13 protein-coding genes are annotated in these 16,320 nt (G+C 50.6%); 4 read left to right on the top strand and 9 right to left on the bottom strand.

Annotation, left to right across the window (positions count from 1 at the left end):
• The first annotated feature begins 58 nt into the window (after positions 1-58).
• The 4 genes from UNDKW_RS04735 (at position 59) to UNDKW_RS04720 (ending at position 2,350) form a co-directional block, all read left to right on the top strand.
• Positions 59-595, top strand: coding sequence for a cytochrome b (locus UNDKW_RS04735; protein ID WP_162039983.1), 537 nt, complete (start codon positions 59-61; stop codon positions 593-595).
• Between the two features lie 55 nt (positions 596-650).
• Complete coding sequence (locus UNDKW_RS04730) at positions 651-1,217, top strand: YceI family protein (RefSeq protein WP_162057781.1); 567 nt, start codon at positions 651-653, stop codon at positions 1,215-1,217.
• A 58-nt stretch (positions 1,218-1,275) separates the two neighbouring features.
• Entirely contained in the window at positions 1,276-1,842 is a 567-nt protein-coding gene (locus UNDKW_RS04725; RefSeq protein ID WP_162057780.1) for a YceI family protein, read from the top strand.
• 115 nt (positions 1,843-1,957) lie between these two features.
• On the top strand, positions 1,958-2,350 hold the full coding sequence (locus UNDKW_RS04720) for a MarR family winged helix-turn-helix transcriptional regulator (RefSeq protein WP_232063236.1): 393 nt from the start codon (positions 1,958-1,960) through the stop codon (positions 2,348-2,350).
• Between the two features lie 73 nt (positions 2,351-2,423).
• On the opposite strand, the gene UNDKW_RS04715 is transcribed toward UNDKW_RS04720, so the two are convergent.
• The 9 genes from UNDKW_RS04715 to queA form a co-directional block, all read right to left on the bottom strand.
• Positions 2,424-5,519, bottom strand: a complete 3,096-nt coding sequence (locus tag UNDKW_RS04715) for an efflux RND transporter permease subunit (RefSeq protein WP_162057778.1) — start codon at positions 5,517-5,519, stop codon at positions 2,424-2,426.
• Positions 5,516-6,838 (bottom strand): efflux RND transporter periplasmic adaptor subunit, encoded by a 1,323-nt coding sequence (locus tag UNDKW_RS04710; protein WP_162057777.1) that lies wholly within the window; start codon positions 6,836-6,838, stop codon positions 5,516-5,518. Before UNDKW_RS04710 ends, UNDKW_RS04715 begins: the two co-directional genes overlap by 4 nt.
• Before the next feature lie 230 nt (positions 6,839-7,068).
• On the bottom strand, positions 7,069-8,091 hold the full coding sequence (secF, locus tag UNDKW_RS04705; RefSeq protein ID WP_162057776.1) for a protein translocase subunit SecF: 1,023 nt from the start codon (positions 8,089-8,091) through the stop codon (positions 7,069-7,071).
• A gap of 33 nt (positions 8,092-8,124) precedes the next feature.
• On the bottom strand, positions 8,125-10,002 hold the full coding sequence (secD, locus tag UNDKW_RS04700) for a protein translocase subunit SecD (protein ID WP_162057775.1): 1,878 nt from the start codon (positions 10,000-10,002) through the stop codon (positions 8,125-8,127).
• A 79-nt stretch (positions 10,003-10,081) separates the two neighbouring features.
• Entirely contained in the window at positions 10,082-10,408 is a 327-nt protein-coding gene (yajC, locus tag UNDKW_RS04695) for a preprotein translocase subunit YajC (RefSeq protein WP_162039975.1), read from the bottom strand.
• 275 nt (positions 10,409-10,683) lie between these two features.
• The gene (locus UNDKW_RS04690; protein ID WP_162057774.1) at positions 10,684-12,159 is read right to left on the bottom strand and encodes a YdgA family protein; all 1,476 of its coding nucleotides are present in this window, start codon (positions 12,157-12,159) and stop codon (positions 10,684-10,686) included.
• 210 nt (positions 12,160-12,369) lie between these two features.
• Positions 12,370-13,893 (bottom strand): FAD-dependent oxidoreductase, encoded by a 1,524-nt coding sequence (locus tag UNDKW_RS04685; protein ID WP_162057773.1) that lies wholly within the window; start codon positions 13,891-13,893, stop codon positions 12,370-12,372.
• Positions 13,894-14,029: 136 nt separating this feature from the next.
• Positions 14,030-15,163, bottom strand: a complete 1,134-nt coding sequence (tgt, locus tag UNDKW_RS04680) for a tRNA guanosine(34) transglycosylase Tgt (protein WP_162057772.1) — start codon at positions 15,161-15,163, stop codon at positions 14,030-14,032.
• Complete coding sequence (gene queA / locus UNDKW_RS04675; RefSeq protein WP_162057771.1) at positions 15,156-16,205, bottom strand: tRNA preQ1(34) S-adenosylmethionine ribosyltransferase-isomerase QueA; 1,050 nt, start codon at positions 16,203-16,205, stop codon at positions 15,156-15,158. Before queA ends, tgt begins: the two co-directional genes overlap by 8 nt.
• Between the last annotated feature and the right edge of the window lie 115 nt (positions 16,206-16,320).

The following is a 16,320-nucleotide window of genomic DNA, read 5'->3' as shown; positions in this document are numbered from 1 at the left end:
TTTTGCGCTATATTAGTTCTACTTCGAACTAATTATCTCTTTCATCAGAGGAGCAAGCATGGCAGCCACTCAAAGATATTCCAATTTCAGCATAGCGCTGCACTGGCTGATTGCCATACTTATCATCATTGCCTTTATCCTCGGCAATATCATGGTTGATATGAGGATCAGCCCGACCAAGTTGCAATATTTCTCCTACCATAAATGGCTGGGCGTAACGGTACTTGCTTTTGTTGCCATACGTCTCATCTCCCGGCTCATGAGCAAGGCACCGCCTTACCCTGAGAATATGGGCAAAGTCCAGACCCAGCTGGCGAATGCGACTCATATCCTGCTGTATGTACTGATGTTCGCTGTGCCCTTGTCTGGTTATTTTTACACCCTGGCAGCGGGCTATCCGGTAGTCTATCTGGGATTATTCGAATTACCAGTATTAATAGCTCCCAACCCGGAAATCAAGGGGACTTTAAAAGAATTGCATGAAATTTTAAATAATGTCATGTTCGTTCTGGTCTTACTGCATGTCGCGGCGGCGCTCAAGCACCATTTCTACGATAAAGACGGGCTCTTGAATCGCATGCGTCCCCGTTTTTAATTTTTCCAGGCTAATCCATTTAGTTAATTCTTCTTATTTTTAAGCAGGTACAAGTATGTCCACCTATTCCACGAAAAAAATCGCTATTTCTGCTGCTGTCGCCTTGCTGATCGCCAGCCCGGCCATTGCCGCCGCCCTGAAGGTGGATGCGGCAAAAAGCACGGTCAACATTGTGTTCAAGCAAATGAATGTACCCGTTGATGCCAAATTCAAAAAAATTGCGGCCAACATTGATTACGACAGCGCAAAACCTGAAACATCCAAAGCAACAGTAGATATTGAGGTTGCCAGCTTTGACCTTGGTGACGCTGAATACAATAAAGAAGTCCTGAAGAAGGAATGGTTCAACGCTGCCGCCTTCCCTAAGGCCAGCTTTGTATCTACATCCATGAAGGCAGGTGCGGCAGGCAAGCTTGATGTCACGGGCAAGCTCAGCATCAAGGGTAAAACCGTGGATGTCAGCTTCCCTTTAAGCGTCAAGAAAGAAGGCAACAGCCAGGTGTTTGACGGCAGCCTACCTATCAAACGCCTCACCTTCAATATCGGTGAAGGTGAATGGAAAGACACCGGCATGGTTGCCGATGAAGTACAGATCAAGTTTCACGTAGTAACAAACCCGTAATACCAAGTACCCCAAAACCTTTTTAAGCTAACAAATTTTCGCCACTCAGGAGTCATCTATGAAAATCGCTAAACTTATCGCCGCCGCAATGTTGATCAGCACTGCACCTGCATTTGCCCAGACTTACAACATCGAACCTAACCATACTTACCCTAGCTTCGAAGCTGACCACATGGGCATTTCTGTATGGCGCGGCAAGTTTACAAAAACCAGCGGCAAGATCGTACTGGACCGCGCTGCAAAAACCGGCACTGTCGATATCACTATTGATGCCAACTCTCTCGATTTTGGCCATGAAAAAATGAATGAACATGCAAAAGGTAAAGACATGTTCAATGTTGCGCAATTTCCTACTGCGACTTACAAAGGTACATCCATCAAATTTGATGGCGACACACCAGTTGCTGTTATCGGTGAATTGACTTTGCTGGGCGTGACCAAACCAGTCACACTGACGATCAATAAATTCAAATGTATCCAGCATCCCATGTTCAAGAAAGAAGCTTGCGGTGCAGATGCATCTGCAGAATTCAAACGTACTGATTTTGGCCTGAGCTACGGTACACCACGCTTTGCACCAGAAGTAAAACTGGCTATCCAGGTTGAAGCAATCAAGGCTGATTAATTATTGAATTAGTTGCAGTCCCTGGTGTGATGCGTTCGGCGCATCACACCATAATCCTCACAAACTATTTATGGGCGAACGTTACCTGCGCAGCATACGATTACTGTCGGAGTGCATGCAATTATTTGAACAGGCTTCTGCCAGGAATGTGCGCAAGCTTGGTTTTACGCATTCACAATTCGATATCATCGCTACCCTGGGCAATACGCCAGGCATGACCTGCAAAGAACTCGGCGAAAAAACCCTGATCACCAAAGGTACACTGACGGGCGTGCTCGACAGACTGGAACAAAAAGGCCTGGTGCAACGTGAGCGCGGCAATGATGACCGCCGCCAGTTATTCATCAAACTGACACCTGTAGGTGAAGCCACCTTTGATGATATCTTCCCCCAGGTCGTACAATCCGGCAAGCAGCGCTTCAAAACTTATACCGAAGATGACTACCTGAATCTGGAAAGCAGCTTGCTCAAGCTAAGGCAGCATTTGCAGGAAGACGATTGCAATTAAGCAATCGCCAGGAATGCAGTTCAAATATCTCTGTCTATCCGCAAGCTGATTGCCTGCGGACAGAATCCAGCAATCATTTCACCGGCAAGGCATCACCAACGATAGGCCCGCTACCACTGAAACGGTCCAGCGCCAGATAAATCACGGGTGTAATGAACAGGGTAATTGCCTGTGAAAAAATCAAACCACCCACCACTGCAAGCCCGAGAGGCTGGCGCAATTCAGCACCGGCACCCAAGCCCAAGGCAATCGGCAAAGCCCCGACCAGCGCAGCGAGTGTGGTCATCATGATGGGACGGAAACGCTGTATGCAGGCTTCACGTATTGCTTCTGGCGGCGTCATATTGTGATGCCTTTGCGCATCGAGCGCAAAGTCAATCATCATGATCGCATTCTTTTTGACGATACCGATCAATAGCAAAATACCGATGGTGGCAATCAGGGTCAGGTCTTCGCCAAACATCTGCAGGGTCAGCAAAGCACCGACAGCGGCAGAAGGCAAGCCAGCGAGGATGGTGATAGGGTGTATATAACTTTCGTACAATACACCAAGCAAGACATAGATCACCAGCAAGGCGGCAACGATGAGGATCACCTGGCCAGATTGAGAATCCTTGAACACCGCTGCATCACCACCGTAAGTAGTGATAATGGAAGAAGGCAATTTGATTTCATCGCGGTATTTTTCTATGCGGTTAGTCGCCTCGCCCAGGGCTGTGCCGGGTGCCAGGTTGAAAGATACCGTCACCGCCTGCAATTGCCCTACGTGATTGATGGCGGTCGGCCCTACCGTGCGTTTGACGGTAGCAATACTGGAGAGCGGTACCAAAGTACCGGTATTACCGCGTACATAAATGCCATTGATGGCGCTTTCATCTTTCTTCGCATCTGGCGCCACTTCCATGATGACCTGATAGCTATCAACATTGGTGTACATCGTCGATATCTGACGTTCGCCAAAGGCGCTGTACAGAGCTGAACGTATGCTGTCCATGGACACGCCCAATGCATTCGCGCGGTCACGGTCAATATTGATACTGGCCTGCAAACCCTTCAATTGCGAGTCTGTGGTGACATCCTTGAAACCGGGGTCAGTACGCAGTTTTTCTTGCAGCTTGATGGCCCAGTCGCTGAGTGAACCAGCTTCCACACTTTGCAGGATGTATTGGTACTGGCTCTTGCTGGGGCGGCCACCCAATTGCAAGTTTTGGGTAGGGCGCAGGAAAACAGCAATACCAGGAACTTCATTGAGTTTCTTGCGCAAACCATCAACAACATCCTTCATCGGCTTGCGTTCACCACGTGGCTTCAGGTTGACGAACATGCGACCTGTATTTTGCGAACCACTGCCACCATTGAAAGAAGTTGCAGTAGCCACATTAGGATCATCGCGTATGATCTTGGCGACCCTGTCCTGCAAGCTGACCATGGCTGGGAAAGAAGTTTCTTCTGCCGCCTCGGTCGAAACATTGATCTGGCCTATATCTTCTTGGGGGAAGAAACCCTTGGGGATGACATTGAACAGATAGGCCGTGGCAGCAAAGGTTGCCAGAGCGATCAGCAGCACCATTTTGCGGTGGCGCAATGCCAGGTCCAAACCACGGGTATAAGCACGCAAGGACGCATCGAAACTGCTTTCAAATACATGCAACATCGCAGCCACTGCCTTTGGCGGTTCTTTCAGCTCATGCTCACTTTTCAGAAAACGGCTGGCCAGCATGGGCACCAGTGTCAAAGAAACGAATGCTGAGGCGACGATGGCCAGACTGACGATGACGGCAAACTCATGGAATAGCTGACCAATGACGCCAGGCATGAAGAAGATGGGAATGAATACCGCCACCAGCGAAGTCGAAATCGAAATGATGGTGAAGCCCACTTCACGCGAACCCTGCAATGCGGCCTTGAAAGGTGGTTCGCCATTCTCAACGTGGCGCATGATATTTTCCAGCATGACGATGGCATCATCGACCACCAGGCCCACAGCCAGTGTCAGCCCCAGCAGCGAGACATTATCCAGCGTATAGCCAAAGCCCCATAAAAGAGCAATAGAACCAACCAGCGACACAGGCAAGGACAGCGTCGGAATGATGGTTGCGACCATGCGGCGCAAGAACAGGAAAATGACTATCACCACCAGGAATATCGTCAGCAATAAGGTCAGGTTCACGTCATGCAAAGCATCACGAATGGAGATGGACCTGTCATTCACCAGATTCATTTTGACGGAAGCTGGCAATTGCGCTTTGAAGCCAGGCAAGGCCGCCTTGATGGAATCGACCACCTTGACGGTGTTGGCATCAGTCTGCCTTTGTATTGCCAGGGTAATCGAACTTTCGCCATTAAAATTGGCGTTGGTTTTGACTTGCTCGTAGCTGTCTTCAACCGTGGCAACTTCACGCAGGCGCACGACTTGTCCACCTTTGTTGCTGACCACGAGATTGGCAAATTCTGCGGCGCTTTGCATTTGCTTGTTGGCCAGCAGCGTCAATGTCTGCTTGTCGCCATCCAGCGTACCGACTGGCGTGTTTGCATTCGAGGTACGGATGGACGCTGACAATTCATCCAGCGTCAGGTTGCGTGCCTGCAAGGCATCTGGCATGACGCGTATGCGCACGGCATAACGCTTGATACCAAAAATATTTACCTGGGCCACACCTTCGAGCGTCGATAAACTGGGCGAGATCAAATGCTCGGCATAGCTGGTCAGTTCAGCAAGACTCAGCGATGGCGATGTCAGGGCAATGAACAACACAGGTGCATCAGCAGGATTGACCTTGCGATACGATGGTGGTGATGTCATATCGACTGGCAAAGAGCGCTGCGCACGCAGCAATGCCGCCTGCACATCCACAGCGGCTGCATCAACATTACGGTTCTGGTCAAATTCCAGTGTCAGCGAGGTAGAGCCGAGAGTATTACTGGAACTGATGATGGACAGGCCGGGTATGGTAGCAAACTGCTTTTCCAGCGGCAAAGCCACTGAGGTTGCCATGGTCTCAGGACTGGCACCAGGCAGATTGGCATTCACGCTGATGACCGGCGTGTTATAACTCGGTAAAGCTGCGATAGGGATGTAACGGTAAGCCAGGACACCTGCCACGACGATGGACAGGTTCAGCAATACCGTCATGACCGGACGGCGTATGAATAATTCAGACAAATTCATGATGCGCTCGCGGCTGAGGCTGCTGGTGCTGTGGATGCAGCAGGCGCAGCCGTTGCAGATGAAGCGCTGGAAGAAGCACTAACGGAAGCACTGGCAGAAGACTCAGCCTTGCCTGCACCCTTGGCACCCTTGTCTGCTTTGTCACCCTTGCCTTCTTTGCTATCGCCATTACGTTCCTTGACGCTGGCGCCGGGACGCAGGTTTTGTTTGCCATCCAATACGACTTTGGAACCGGCCTCTAGGCCAGTAACAACAGCATCATTACCGAAACTGTTGGTCACGACCACAGGCTTCATGATGGCCTTACCTTCGGCATCAACGATATAGACGGAACTGCCACGGGGGCCTACGATGACAGCATCCTGCGGCACCACGACGACATCTTTGAGAGTCTGTACGCTGAGCTCGAGATTGGCATAGGCACCAGGCCAGAGTTTCAGTTCCTTGTTGTCAAACACTGCCTTGACCTTGATCGTGCCGGATGCGGCATCCACGGCATTATCGACGAACTGTAATTTACCCTTGAATTTGACCGTCGTGTCCGGCAAATTGGCCATGACATAACTGTCGCTGCGCCTCAGGCTTTCAAGCGCATCTGGCAGATTGCGTTGTGGCAGCGGGAAAGCAATCGCCACCGGGTCCATCTGGGTAATGCTGACCAGCGGTGTTGCAGTCGCAGGTTGCACCAGGGAACCGGGGAACACGCTGATGATGCCAGTCCGGCCAGCCGAAGGTGCCACTATGCGGTTATAGCTGAGCGCAACGCGGGCGGCATTCACTGCAGCCTTGTCAGAAGCAATCACGGCTTGTTGGGCATCGACCTGGGTCTGGCTGGTGTCGGCAACACTTTGGGCAACAAATTTCTTGCTGACCAGATCCTTGTTGCGCGCGAGTTGGCGCTGATAGTCAGCCAGCGACGCCAGGTCTTTGTCGAGTTGCGCCTGGGCTTTTGCCAGGTTGACTTCATCGACACGGCTATCCAGAGTGAACAAGACATCACCGGCTTTGACGAACTGCCCTTCCTTGATATGTACCTTGGCGATAGTGCTGCTGACTTGCGGGCGGATATCAACAGTGTTCAATGCGGTGACCACGCCATTGGCAGTAATCCTGACATCATAGTCACGCTTTTGTGCAATGATGGTGGAGACAGTGACTGGACGGTTTTGCGCGGCACCGGCGCCGGCAGGGCCACTACCACCTGCCTTTGCCGTAGCCCCCTCACCTGCAGCTTTGTCAGATGACTTGTAATAAGTGTAAGCCGCGCCCGAGGCGGCTGCCAGAGCTGCGACGATGATCAGGGTTTTGAATTTGCTCATATTATTTTTATCCAGTGCAGGAATCGCAAGCAATAAGCTTTTCCACGCGTTTCTTTACGAAGTGTTGACTTCTTACGTCAATTTGCAATTTCTCCTCAGACACAAATCGACCTTAAAAAGTTCAGAACCGAAATGCTAACAAAGAAAAAGCCAGCACACAGGCTGGCTTTCATTTTAGATACCTTCCGTTACATGGAAGAGACAGAGTTACTTGATTTTAAACACGCCGCTTAAACCACTGCTCCATCCGTATCATCTTTCTCCTTGACTGGCTTGATCAGGTCTTCACGCTTGACACCCAGCCACATCGCAATCGCTGCTGCCACGAATACGGAAGAGTAAATACCAAAGCAAATACCTATCGTCAGAGCAACTGCAAAATAATGTAAAGTCGGACCACCGATCAGCAACATCGACAACACCATCATCTGGGTACAACCGTGAGTGATGATGGTGCGTGAGATCGTGCTGGTAATCGCGTTGTCGATCACCTCGGTCACAGACATCTTGCGCTGCTTGCGGAAATTTTCACGGATACGGTCAAAAATAACCACAGACTCATTCACCGAGTAACCCAGCACCGCCAGTACTGCTGCCAGTACCGACAAGTTGAACTCCCATTCAAAGAAGGCAAAGAAACCCAGGATGATAATAACGTCATGCAAGTTGGCGACAATTGCAGCCACCGCAAACTTCCATTCAAAGCGTATTGCCAGATATAGCATGACGCCCAGTATCACGAACAACAATGCCATCAAACCATCATGTGCCAGCTCATCACCGACCTGGGCACCAACGAGCTCTACCCTTTGCAGCTTGACCAATTCGGTTTTGGCAGCGTCCTGACAAGCGAGTTTTTCTGTGGTCGCACCATTCGCTGCACTGGCTGGAACTTTACTGAGGTTGCCATTTTCAATTTTGCAAAGTGCCTCAAACACGGTATCAGCAACACTGACCTTGGCATCTTTTTTTGTTTCTGGCAAACGTATCACCACGTCTTGCGCCTTACCAAAGGTTTGTACTGGTGAATCCTTAAAACCCAGCTCTTCTACCTTGTGGCGTATGGCATCGACATTGGCAGCCTTGGGGTAGGTCACTTCCATGACCGTACCACCGGTAAACTCAACCGAGAATAGCAGGCCCTTGTGCAGCAGGAAAAACACGGCTGCGACAAAGGTCAGTGCAGAGATGACATTGAATATCAGCGCATGGCGCATGAAAGGAATGTCTTTTTTAATACGGAATAATTCCATGATGAATTCCTGTGTTCTTGATAGTCTGGCTGCTTACTTGCCAGCGTTGTCTGTTGGTTTCCAGATCGTTCCAATAGAAATGGACGCCAGTTTTTTCTTTCTTCCGTACCAGAAGTTCACAACGCCGCGTGAGACGAATACGGACGAGAATATCGAAGTCAGAATACCCAGACAGTGAACCACAGCAAAACCGCGAATCGCACCAGAACCAAATACCAGCAGGGCCAGACCAACGATGAGGGTAGTCACGTTGGAATCAAGAATCGTGGCCCACGCGTGGTCAAAACCTTCTTCTATGGCTTTTTGCGGTGTCTTGCCTGCGCGCAGTTCTTCGCGTATGCGTTCATTGATCAGCACGTTGGCGTCAATCGCCATACCCAGCGCCAATGCAATCGCCGCAATACCCGGCAAGGTCAGCGTTGCCTGCATCAGTGACAAAATCGCCACGAGCAAGAGTACGTTGAAAGACAGTGCCAGCACGCTGAAGAAGCCAAACATCAGGTAGTAAGCAATCATGAAAACAGAGATCGCAATAAAACCATACAGTGTCGAATTGCGGCCCTGTTTGATGTTTTCCACGCCCAGTTGTGGGCCTATCGTGCGCTCTTCTATGATTTCCATCGGTGCAGCCAGAGAACCCGCGCGCAACAACAGAGCCAGGTCACCAGCAGCGGACGATGTGCCCATGCCTGTGATGATGAAGCGATTGCGCAATTCATCATTGATGGTTGGTGCAATCAACACTTCGCCCTTGCCCTTTTCAAACAGGACGATCGCCATGCGCTTGCCTATGCGTGAGCTGGTCGCATTGCCCATGCGTTTGCCGCCGTCACCATTCAAATCAACGCTGACAGCAGGCTGCTGGTGCTGGTCAAAAGTGGAGGTGGCATTGGTAATGTCGTCACCAGTAATGACAGGGTCTTTGGTGAGTATCAGGTACTCGCCACGGTTGGAGATGAATTTTTCTGAGCCATAAGGAACGGCGGTATTGGCATCAACTGAGCCGATGACACTTTCATCCAGCAAACGGACTTCCAATGTTGCGAGGCGGTTGATAATATCCTTGGCGCGCGCGACGTCCTGTACGCCCGGTAATTGGACAACAATACGGTCAGCCCCCTGTTGCTGAATGATAGGTTCAGCAACACCGAGTTCATTGACGCGCTTGGACAAGGCGGTAATATTTTGTTTGATACCTTCCGAGACTACATCTTTCAGTGCTTTGGGTTTCAAACTTACCTGCAAGCCAAAGTCGGCGCCATCACTACCGGCGGTGTCGAGCAAATCGACATCTGTCATCTGCGACAGCAAGACATTCTTGGCCTTGGTACGTTCTTCTGCATCACGGAACTTGACCTTAATCAGGTCACCTTCACGGTTCAAGCCCGCATGGCGCACTTCTTTTTCACGCAAATTGCTACGCACGCTGGAGACCAGGCTTTGCATGCGCTTGTTCATGACAGCCTTGGTATCGACCTGCATGAGGAAATGCACGCCGCCACGCAAATCCAGGCCCAGGAACATAGGCAGTGCATGCAGATTTTGCAACCACTTTGGCGTATTCGCCAAAAGGTTGAAGGCCAGCGTATAAGTAGGATCAGCGGGATCAGCGTTCAGGGCTTTTTCGAGAGCTGCCTTGGCCTTGAACTGAGTATCCGTATCTTCAAAACGGGCGCGGACTGTGCCTTGCACACCGTTATATTCATAGGAGATATCCTTGCTTTTCAGGCCAGCCTGTTCCAGCGCTTTTTCTACACGGCCAGCCATGTCAGATTCGACTTTGACGGTGGCTTTACCGCTACTGACTTGCACTGCAGGTGATTCGCCAAAGAAATTTGGCGCAGTATACAAAGCACCAAACAGCAAGGCGATCAGAATCAGTATGTACTTCCAGAGTGGATAGCGATTCATAATGGGGAAAATAATTGGAAGCTAAAAAAGCACAACGCAGCCCAGTTTATTTTTGGACTGCGTTGCCGTGTTTTGCTGATTAAATCGCTTTAATCGTGCCCTTGGGCAGCATCATGGTGATGGACATCTTTTGTACGACCACTTCTGTACCGTTGGCGATTTCTATGGTCACATAGGCATCACTGACCTTGACTACTTTACCCAGGATACCGCCTGCTGTGACCACTTCATCATTCTTTGCCAGGGCATCCATCATTGCCCTTTGCTCTTTCTGACGCTTCATCTGAGGGCGTATCATCAGGAAATACATTACTGCTACCATCAGGAGCAAAGGCCACATAGTCAGCAGATTGCTCTGGAGATCGCCGCCAGCGGCTGCTTGTGCGTAAGCATTGGAAATAAACACGTTCAGACTCCTGTCATTTTAATAATGAAATTCTAATTTCCTGGCTAAAACCCGGATATAAATTGCCGCAATTATTGCTCAATTCCTGGTATATAGCACCAAATGCCTATTTTTCAATCGGCAAAGCGGCGTATTTTAGCATCGCCCATGCGAAATGCTGGAAATTGTCGGGATATCTGTAAAGAAAGCCGCGCAAAAAAAGGCAGGCAATCATCGGGGCACCCGCATGATTGCCTGCATAGACCGAATAAATGCAAATTTTACAACAGCAATACTTATTGCTTGCTAAATGGTTTGCCGTTGATGGTCAAAGCGCCCTGCTTCCATTCGATTTTGGAACTCAGCAGTTTGCCGCTGCGGGTGATAAAACCCTGGCCCTCGAAAGCCTGTATTTGTTGGGCCATGGCAGCCTGGGCAGCTTTTTGGGCTTCCGGATCTTTTTGGCTCGCCCCGCCAAGTTTGGCGACCAGCGCTTCTGTCAAAGTCACATCCAGGTTGCTTTGCAATTTTGGCAGCAGCAACATAGGGTTGGCTGTATCTGCCGCTGTTGCACCTGCAAGCTTGGCAGAACCTGCGAGTTTTGCCTCGCCATCGACCGTCATGACACTCAGGCGCTCCAGCACCAGCTCTGGTTCTTTTTGCAAAACAATAGCCGCAACTTCATCCCACACGGCTGTCAGGGCAGCTCTTTTGTCAGGATCACCAGGCGCGCTCATCACATCGGTATAGGCAACAGAAATTTTTGCCAGGGATGGGCCATGAATGCGCTTTACACCATAGTCGTAATGGAAATCAGTAAACTCTTGATTATCAAAGCTGAGTTTGGCAACGCCTATCCTGGCGACAAAGTCCATGAGCTCATCTTTCATATTGGCTTCAGTGCCGAGCTTGAACTGATCCAGAGTAAAACTTTTCTTGGCTTCGACTTTATCGGTATAGCTGATATTGGCAACAGTGGTTTCAGTCTTGCCCAAATAAAGTCGGGTACCTGGATAAGCCTGCGTTACTTCACCTTTGAGGCTGACCGCTCCCAGTTTGAATGACTGACCTTCCAGCCCATCGACGGTCAAACCAGGGGCACTCATGACGACATTAAATGCCTTGTAATCTTTTTCAAAGCCAACTTCCAGACTTAAGCCCTGCCAGTTGACTTTTTCCTTGTCTTTTTCCATGACGGTATTGAATGCCGGGCTGGAAATACTGACACGGCCACTGCCACCATAATTGAGGCGGGAAGTGATCTCAAGTGCGTTGGCAGTACCAAACAGCTTGGCAAGCTGCGCCTTGCTTTCTGCATCCAGCACCAGTTCTGTCTTGATCAGGGCCGCACCATAACCACGGAATGCAGGCAGCGGGCCATGCTGGATGTGGTTAATGAAATGTATCTGCAGCGGTTTCGACGCCTTCTCTGCCACAGCAGGTTCTGCTGCAGGGCTAGCTGCCGTTGCAGGATTATCGGTAGCTGGCTGCTCAGCAGCATTTGTGTCAGCACCGGTGTCAGCACCCGGCATGGGAAAATCCGGTTTTTTCATGCCGGGGAAAGTCAGCTCCAGCGTCGTATCCTGGGTAGAAGAAAAGATACCGCGCTGATAATCTTGCTTGATGACTTTGACATAGGGAGAAGATTTAGCCTGATTCTGGCTGGATTCTGTCAGCTTGGCTTCTACACTTTTTCCGGTGTACCAGGCGGCAGCAGGATATGCCACTGCCAGAACCGCGACTACTGCAATCAGTTTCGTACTTTTACTCACAAACTTCCTCCGTGTGAATTACTTGCTTGCCAGATGGCCAGGATCAATATGATCTGCGCAAAGTGTAACAAGCTTCCCCTGGATTGTCATTCTTGCATTTGACTTCAATACTTTGGTATGTAGCAATATTTCTCTCATTTAAAATGCATGATAAAAAGAAAAAAGGCAGCAAACTTGCGCTTGCTGCCTTGCCTGCTGGTTTTTTCTGCGTTAGTTGGAACGTATAGTCGCCAAAGCCAGTTCCGAGGTATTCAAAGCTCCCTCAACAAAGCCCTGGTAATCGGAATATGCCTCGCCAACGATGTGGATATTCTTGGCACCGCTGCCAAAGTCAAAGGCCTTGAACACGTCCATGACTTTCCAGGAACGCACACCCGGTTGCCAGCCATGATTGGCCGCGCCATAGGGAGCCCTGGCCCAGTCGCGTATGCCATAGGTGACAATGGAATTCTTGATGAAGTCGCGGGTATCTTCCAGCGATTTTTCTTCAAACATGTGCTGGGCCTGGTCAGTCAGTTTCAGGCCTGAGCGCTTGATATCGACGAGGCGTTTCACATCACGCGCGACGAACAGGGAAAAGGCATCAACGATCTTGACGTTCTGGTCTATCTCGGCGCGGTCATGTTTGTCGGTTTCCATGACATAGTGTTTCCAGAATTCTGTCGATGGGCGGTCCATGTACAGCAAAACCATGCCATGACCATCCTTGTCCTGGCCTTGCGGGCGGCGGAAATAATGGATTTCACGGGTAGGCAGACAACTCGCGTATTGTTGCGGGCGCTGTGAATAATCCCACCAGGGTGAATCTGTCACGAAGAACAATTTCAGCATGGGGAAGCCATTCACCGCATCAAGCTGTGAAGAGACGTGTTCAGGCAGGCAGGACGCCAGTTTCACCAGCGGCATTCTTGGCAAGGCCAGGATCAGCCTGTCGGTCTGCAACTGTATATTGCCGTTCTTGGTATGTACATCGAGCTCCAGCCGGGGCTGGCCCATGGCGATTTGCTTGAAACTGGTGAGCATATGACCACCGGCCAGAGTGACATTGCTAAGGCCGCGTAATTTGGCCATCAGGCTCTCTGTCAGTTTTGCCGTGCCGCCATCAACGCTGGCCAGTTGCTGGCCCACGGTTTTCAGGGCGCGCAGCCACCAGATGATCCACTCTATCGCGTTCAGGTTTTCCGGGATCATGTGATAGAAGGTGCCAGTATCACGCAGCTTGGTCAGCGCCAGGTGGCTGAGCGCACCTTCGGCAGACATGGCGTTCCAGAAGCCCATGCTCCACAGCGGCTGGCCATTGAGTTGCGCATGTTTGCGCATGCGCTGGTAGTCAGCCTCAGTCTGGGCATCTATCCAGGCCTGGTCTTCTGGGTCTTGCCCCATGACCAGCATGATGCCACGCTTCAATAGTTGCAGGGAATTGAGCCCCATTTCTTCTGCGGGCAAATCATAGGTGGGGGCATTGACCTCTTCACCTTCTGGGCCACTGAACTCGGTCAGTTTGACACCCAGGTCACGGCACAATTTATCGAAGCGCGGCTGCAGGGTGGGCTCGAAACGCATAGGGCCCCATTCAGCGATGAAGCCATCGAGATCTTCAGTCTCTATGCGGCCACCCCAGCGGTCAGATGAGGCTTCCAGCACCACGACTTTTTGCCCGGACAAGGCCAGACGCCAGGCGCAATACAGACCAGAAATGCCGCCGCCGGCAATAATGACGGGATGATAATTCATATCAGACCTCTAGTATTCATTTGTCCACTCGGACGAGAGCGTCATTTTGCCTGCAAGCGGCCTGAATATAATTCGTATTACTGATCAGTCCGTCATTATTTACCGTATTAAATAAGACAATCAATAAGACACTACGTCAAACGCCGCGCGCGCGATCTGCATGGAACTGCTGGACAAACTCAGGGAAGCGTTCATCGTCGAGCGCCTTGCGAATGTTTTTCATCAAATCCAGGTAGTAATGCAGATTATGGATAGTGTTCAAACGTGCACCCAGGATTTCACCGGTACGGTGCAAATGATGCAGGTAAGCGCGTGAGAAATTCTTGCAGGCATAGCATTCGCAAGTTGCATCCAGCGGTTCTTTGTCTTCCTTGTAACGCGCATTCTTGATCTTGATATCGCCAAAGCGGGTGAAGATCCAGCCGTTGCGCGCATTGCGGGTGGGCATGACACAGTCAAACATGTCTATGCCATTGGCAACCCCGGCTACCAGATCCTCAGGTGTACCGACGCCCATGAGGTAATGCGGTTTGTTTTCTGGTAACTTGGGACCAACGTGCGCCAGTACGCGCATCATGTCTTCCTTGGGCTCACCCACAGACAAGCCACCGATGGCGATACCGTGGAAATTCAGTTCATTCAAGCCAGCCAGGGATTCATCGCGCAGGTGTTCAAACATGCCGCCCTGGACGATGCCGAACAAGGCATTCGGGTTTTCGCCCTGGTTGAATTCATCGATAGAACGCTTGGCCCAGCGCAAAGACATGCGCATGGATTTACCTGCTTCCTCAGTCGTCGCTGGCCTACCATCGATTTCGTATGGTGTGCATTCATCGAACTGCATGACGATATCAGAGTTCAACGAACGCTGGATTTGCATGGAAATTTCTGGAGACAAAAACAGGCGCTCACCACTGATAGGAGAAGAAAATTTGACCCCCTCTTCGGTGATCTTGCGCATCGCACCCAGCGAAAATACCTGGAAACCGCCTGAGTCAGTCAGGATAGGTTTATCCCAGCCCATGAAACCATGCAGGCCACCAAATTTGTTCAGTACTTCAGTGCCCGGGCGCAGCCACAGGTGAAAGGTGTTGCCAAGGATGATGTGCGCATCGATCTCTTTCAGCTCCAGCGGCGACATCGCCTTGACCGAGCCATAAGTACCCACCGGCATGAAGATAGGCGTTTCGATTTCACCATGGTTGACTTTGACACGGCCACGACGCGCGGCAGTAGTTTTATCTTTTTTAATCAGTGTAAATTCAAGCATGGTCTTCCCCGGAGGAATTGGTCAGCAGCATGGCATCGCCATAGCTGAAAAAACGATATTGTTGAGCGATAGCGTGAGCATAGGCAGCGCGGACGCGATCATAACCGGCAAATGCCGATACCAGCATCATCAAAGTGGATTTTGGTAAGTGGAAATTGGTGATAAGCCTGTCCACGGTTTTGAATACATAACCTGGCGTGATGAACAGGCGGGTATCATCGCTGCCTGCCTGCAAGGCACCAGTTTGTGAAGCAGACTCGAGTGCGCGCATACTGGTGGTACCGACAGCCACCACTTTGCCGCCTGCGGCTTTGGTGGCCTGCACAACTGCCACGGTTTCATCCGGCACGGTATACCATTCGCTGTGCATCTGGTGATCTGCCAGATTCTCGGTACGCACGGGCTGGAAAGTGCCTGCGCCCACATGCAGGGTTACATAGGCGAGTTTGATGCCCTTGTCCTGGCAACGCTGCAACAGCGCCTCGTCAAAATGCAGACCAGCCGTTGGAGCAGCTACCGCACCCGGCACGCGGTTATACACGGTCTGGTAACGCTGCTCGTCAAAGTCATCAGCATCATGTTCTATATACGGCGGCAAGGGCAGGCGACCGAATGTTTCCAGCAGCGTGAAGATATCTGACGGGAAATACAGGGTGAAAAACTCACCGACGCGCTCACCGACGACGACATCAAAACTGTCTGCCAGGCGGATTTTGCTACCTGGCAGTGGCGACTTGGAAGCACGCATCTGTGCCAGCACACTGCGCTCCTTGTCATTATTCGACAGTACGCGCTCTACCAGCATCTGTATCTTGCCGCCGCTCTCCTTGACACCAAAGAAACGGGCTTTCAAGACACGAGTATCATTAAACACCAGCAAATCACCGGCATTGAGCTGGTTGATGATGTCAGCAAAATGCCTGTCAACCAGGCTATCGCCATCTACATGCAAGAGACGTGAAGCGGTACGATCAGGCAAAGGTGTTTGCGCGATCAGGGCTTCAGGCAGTTCAAAATCAAAATCACTTAGGGAGTAAGGCATGCAAAAAATCTACAAAAATCAGGGGTAAAACAGGAAAAACAGACATAAAGCTACTTTACACTGTATAAAATACCAGTAGAATGCACACTATCGTAGCAAACCCGGGTAAGATCAC

The sequence above is a fragment of the Undibacterium sp. KW1 genome (assembly GCF_009937955.1).
In the GTDB taxonomy this organism is placed as follows: domain Bacteria; phylum Pseudomonadota; class Gammaproteobacteria; order Burkholderiales; family Burkholderiaceae_D; genus Undibacterium.
This window is presented reverse-complemented; position numbering and strand designations above follow the sequence as displayed.

Excerpts from the sequence above, each read along its gene's own strand:
- UNDKW_RS04685 (WP_162057773.1), bottom strand. The coding sequence starts at position 13,893 with ATGAATTATCATCCCGTCATTATTGCCGGCGGCGGCATTTCTGGTCTG.
- UNDKW_RS04720 (WP_232063236.1), top strand. The coding sequence starts at position 1,958 with ATGCAATTATTTGAACAGGCTTCTGCCAGGAATGTGCGCAAGCTTGGT.
- queA (WP_162057771.1), bottom strand. The coding sequence starts at position 16,205 with ATGCCTTACTCCCTAAGTGATTTTGATTTTGAACTGCCTGAAGCCCTG.
- secF (WP_162057776.1), bottom strand. The coding sequence starts at position 8,091 with ATGGAATTATTCCGTATTAAAAAAGACATTCCTTTCATGCGCCATGCG.
- UNDKW_RS04715 (WP_162057778.1), bottom strand. The coding sequence starts at position 5,519 with ATGAATTTGTCTGAATTATTCATACGCCGTCCGGTCATGACGGTATTG.
- secD (WP_162057775.1), bottom strand. The coding sequence starts at position 10,002 with ATGAATCGCTATCCACTCTGGAAGTACATACTGATTCTGATCGCCTTG.
- tgt (WP_162057772.1), bottom strand. The coding sequence starts at position 15,163 with ATGCTTGAATTTACACTGATTAAAAAAGATAAAACTACTGCCGCGCGT.
- UNDKW_RS04730 (WP_162057781.1), top strand. The coding sequence starts at position 651 with ATGTCCACCTATTCCACGAAAAAAATCGCTATTTCTGCTGCTGTCGCC.
- UNDKW_RS04725 (WP_162057780.1), top strand. The coding sequence starts at position 1,276 with ATGAAAATCGCTAAACTTATCGCCGCCGCAATGTTGATCAGCACTGCA.
- UNDKW_RS04735 (WP_162039983.1), top strand. The coding sequence starts at position 59 with ATGGCAGCCACTCAAAGATATTCCAATTTCAGCATAGCGCTGCACTGG.
- UNDKW_RS04710 (WP_162057777.1), bottom strand. The coding sequence starts at position 6,838 with ATGAGCAAATTCAAAACCCTGATCATCGTCGCAGCTCTGGCAGCCGCC.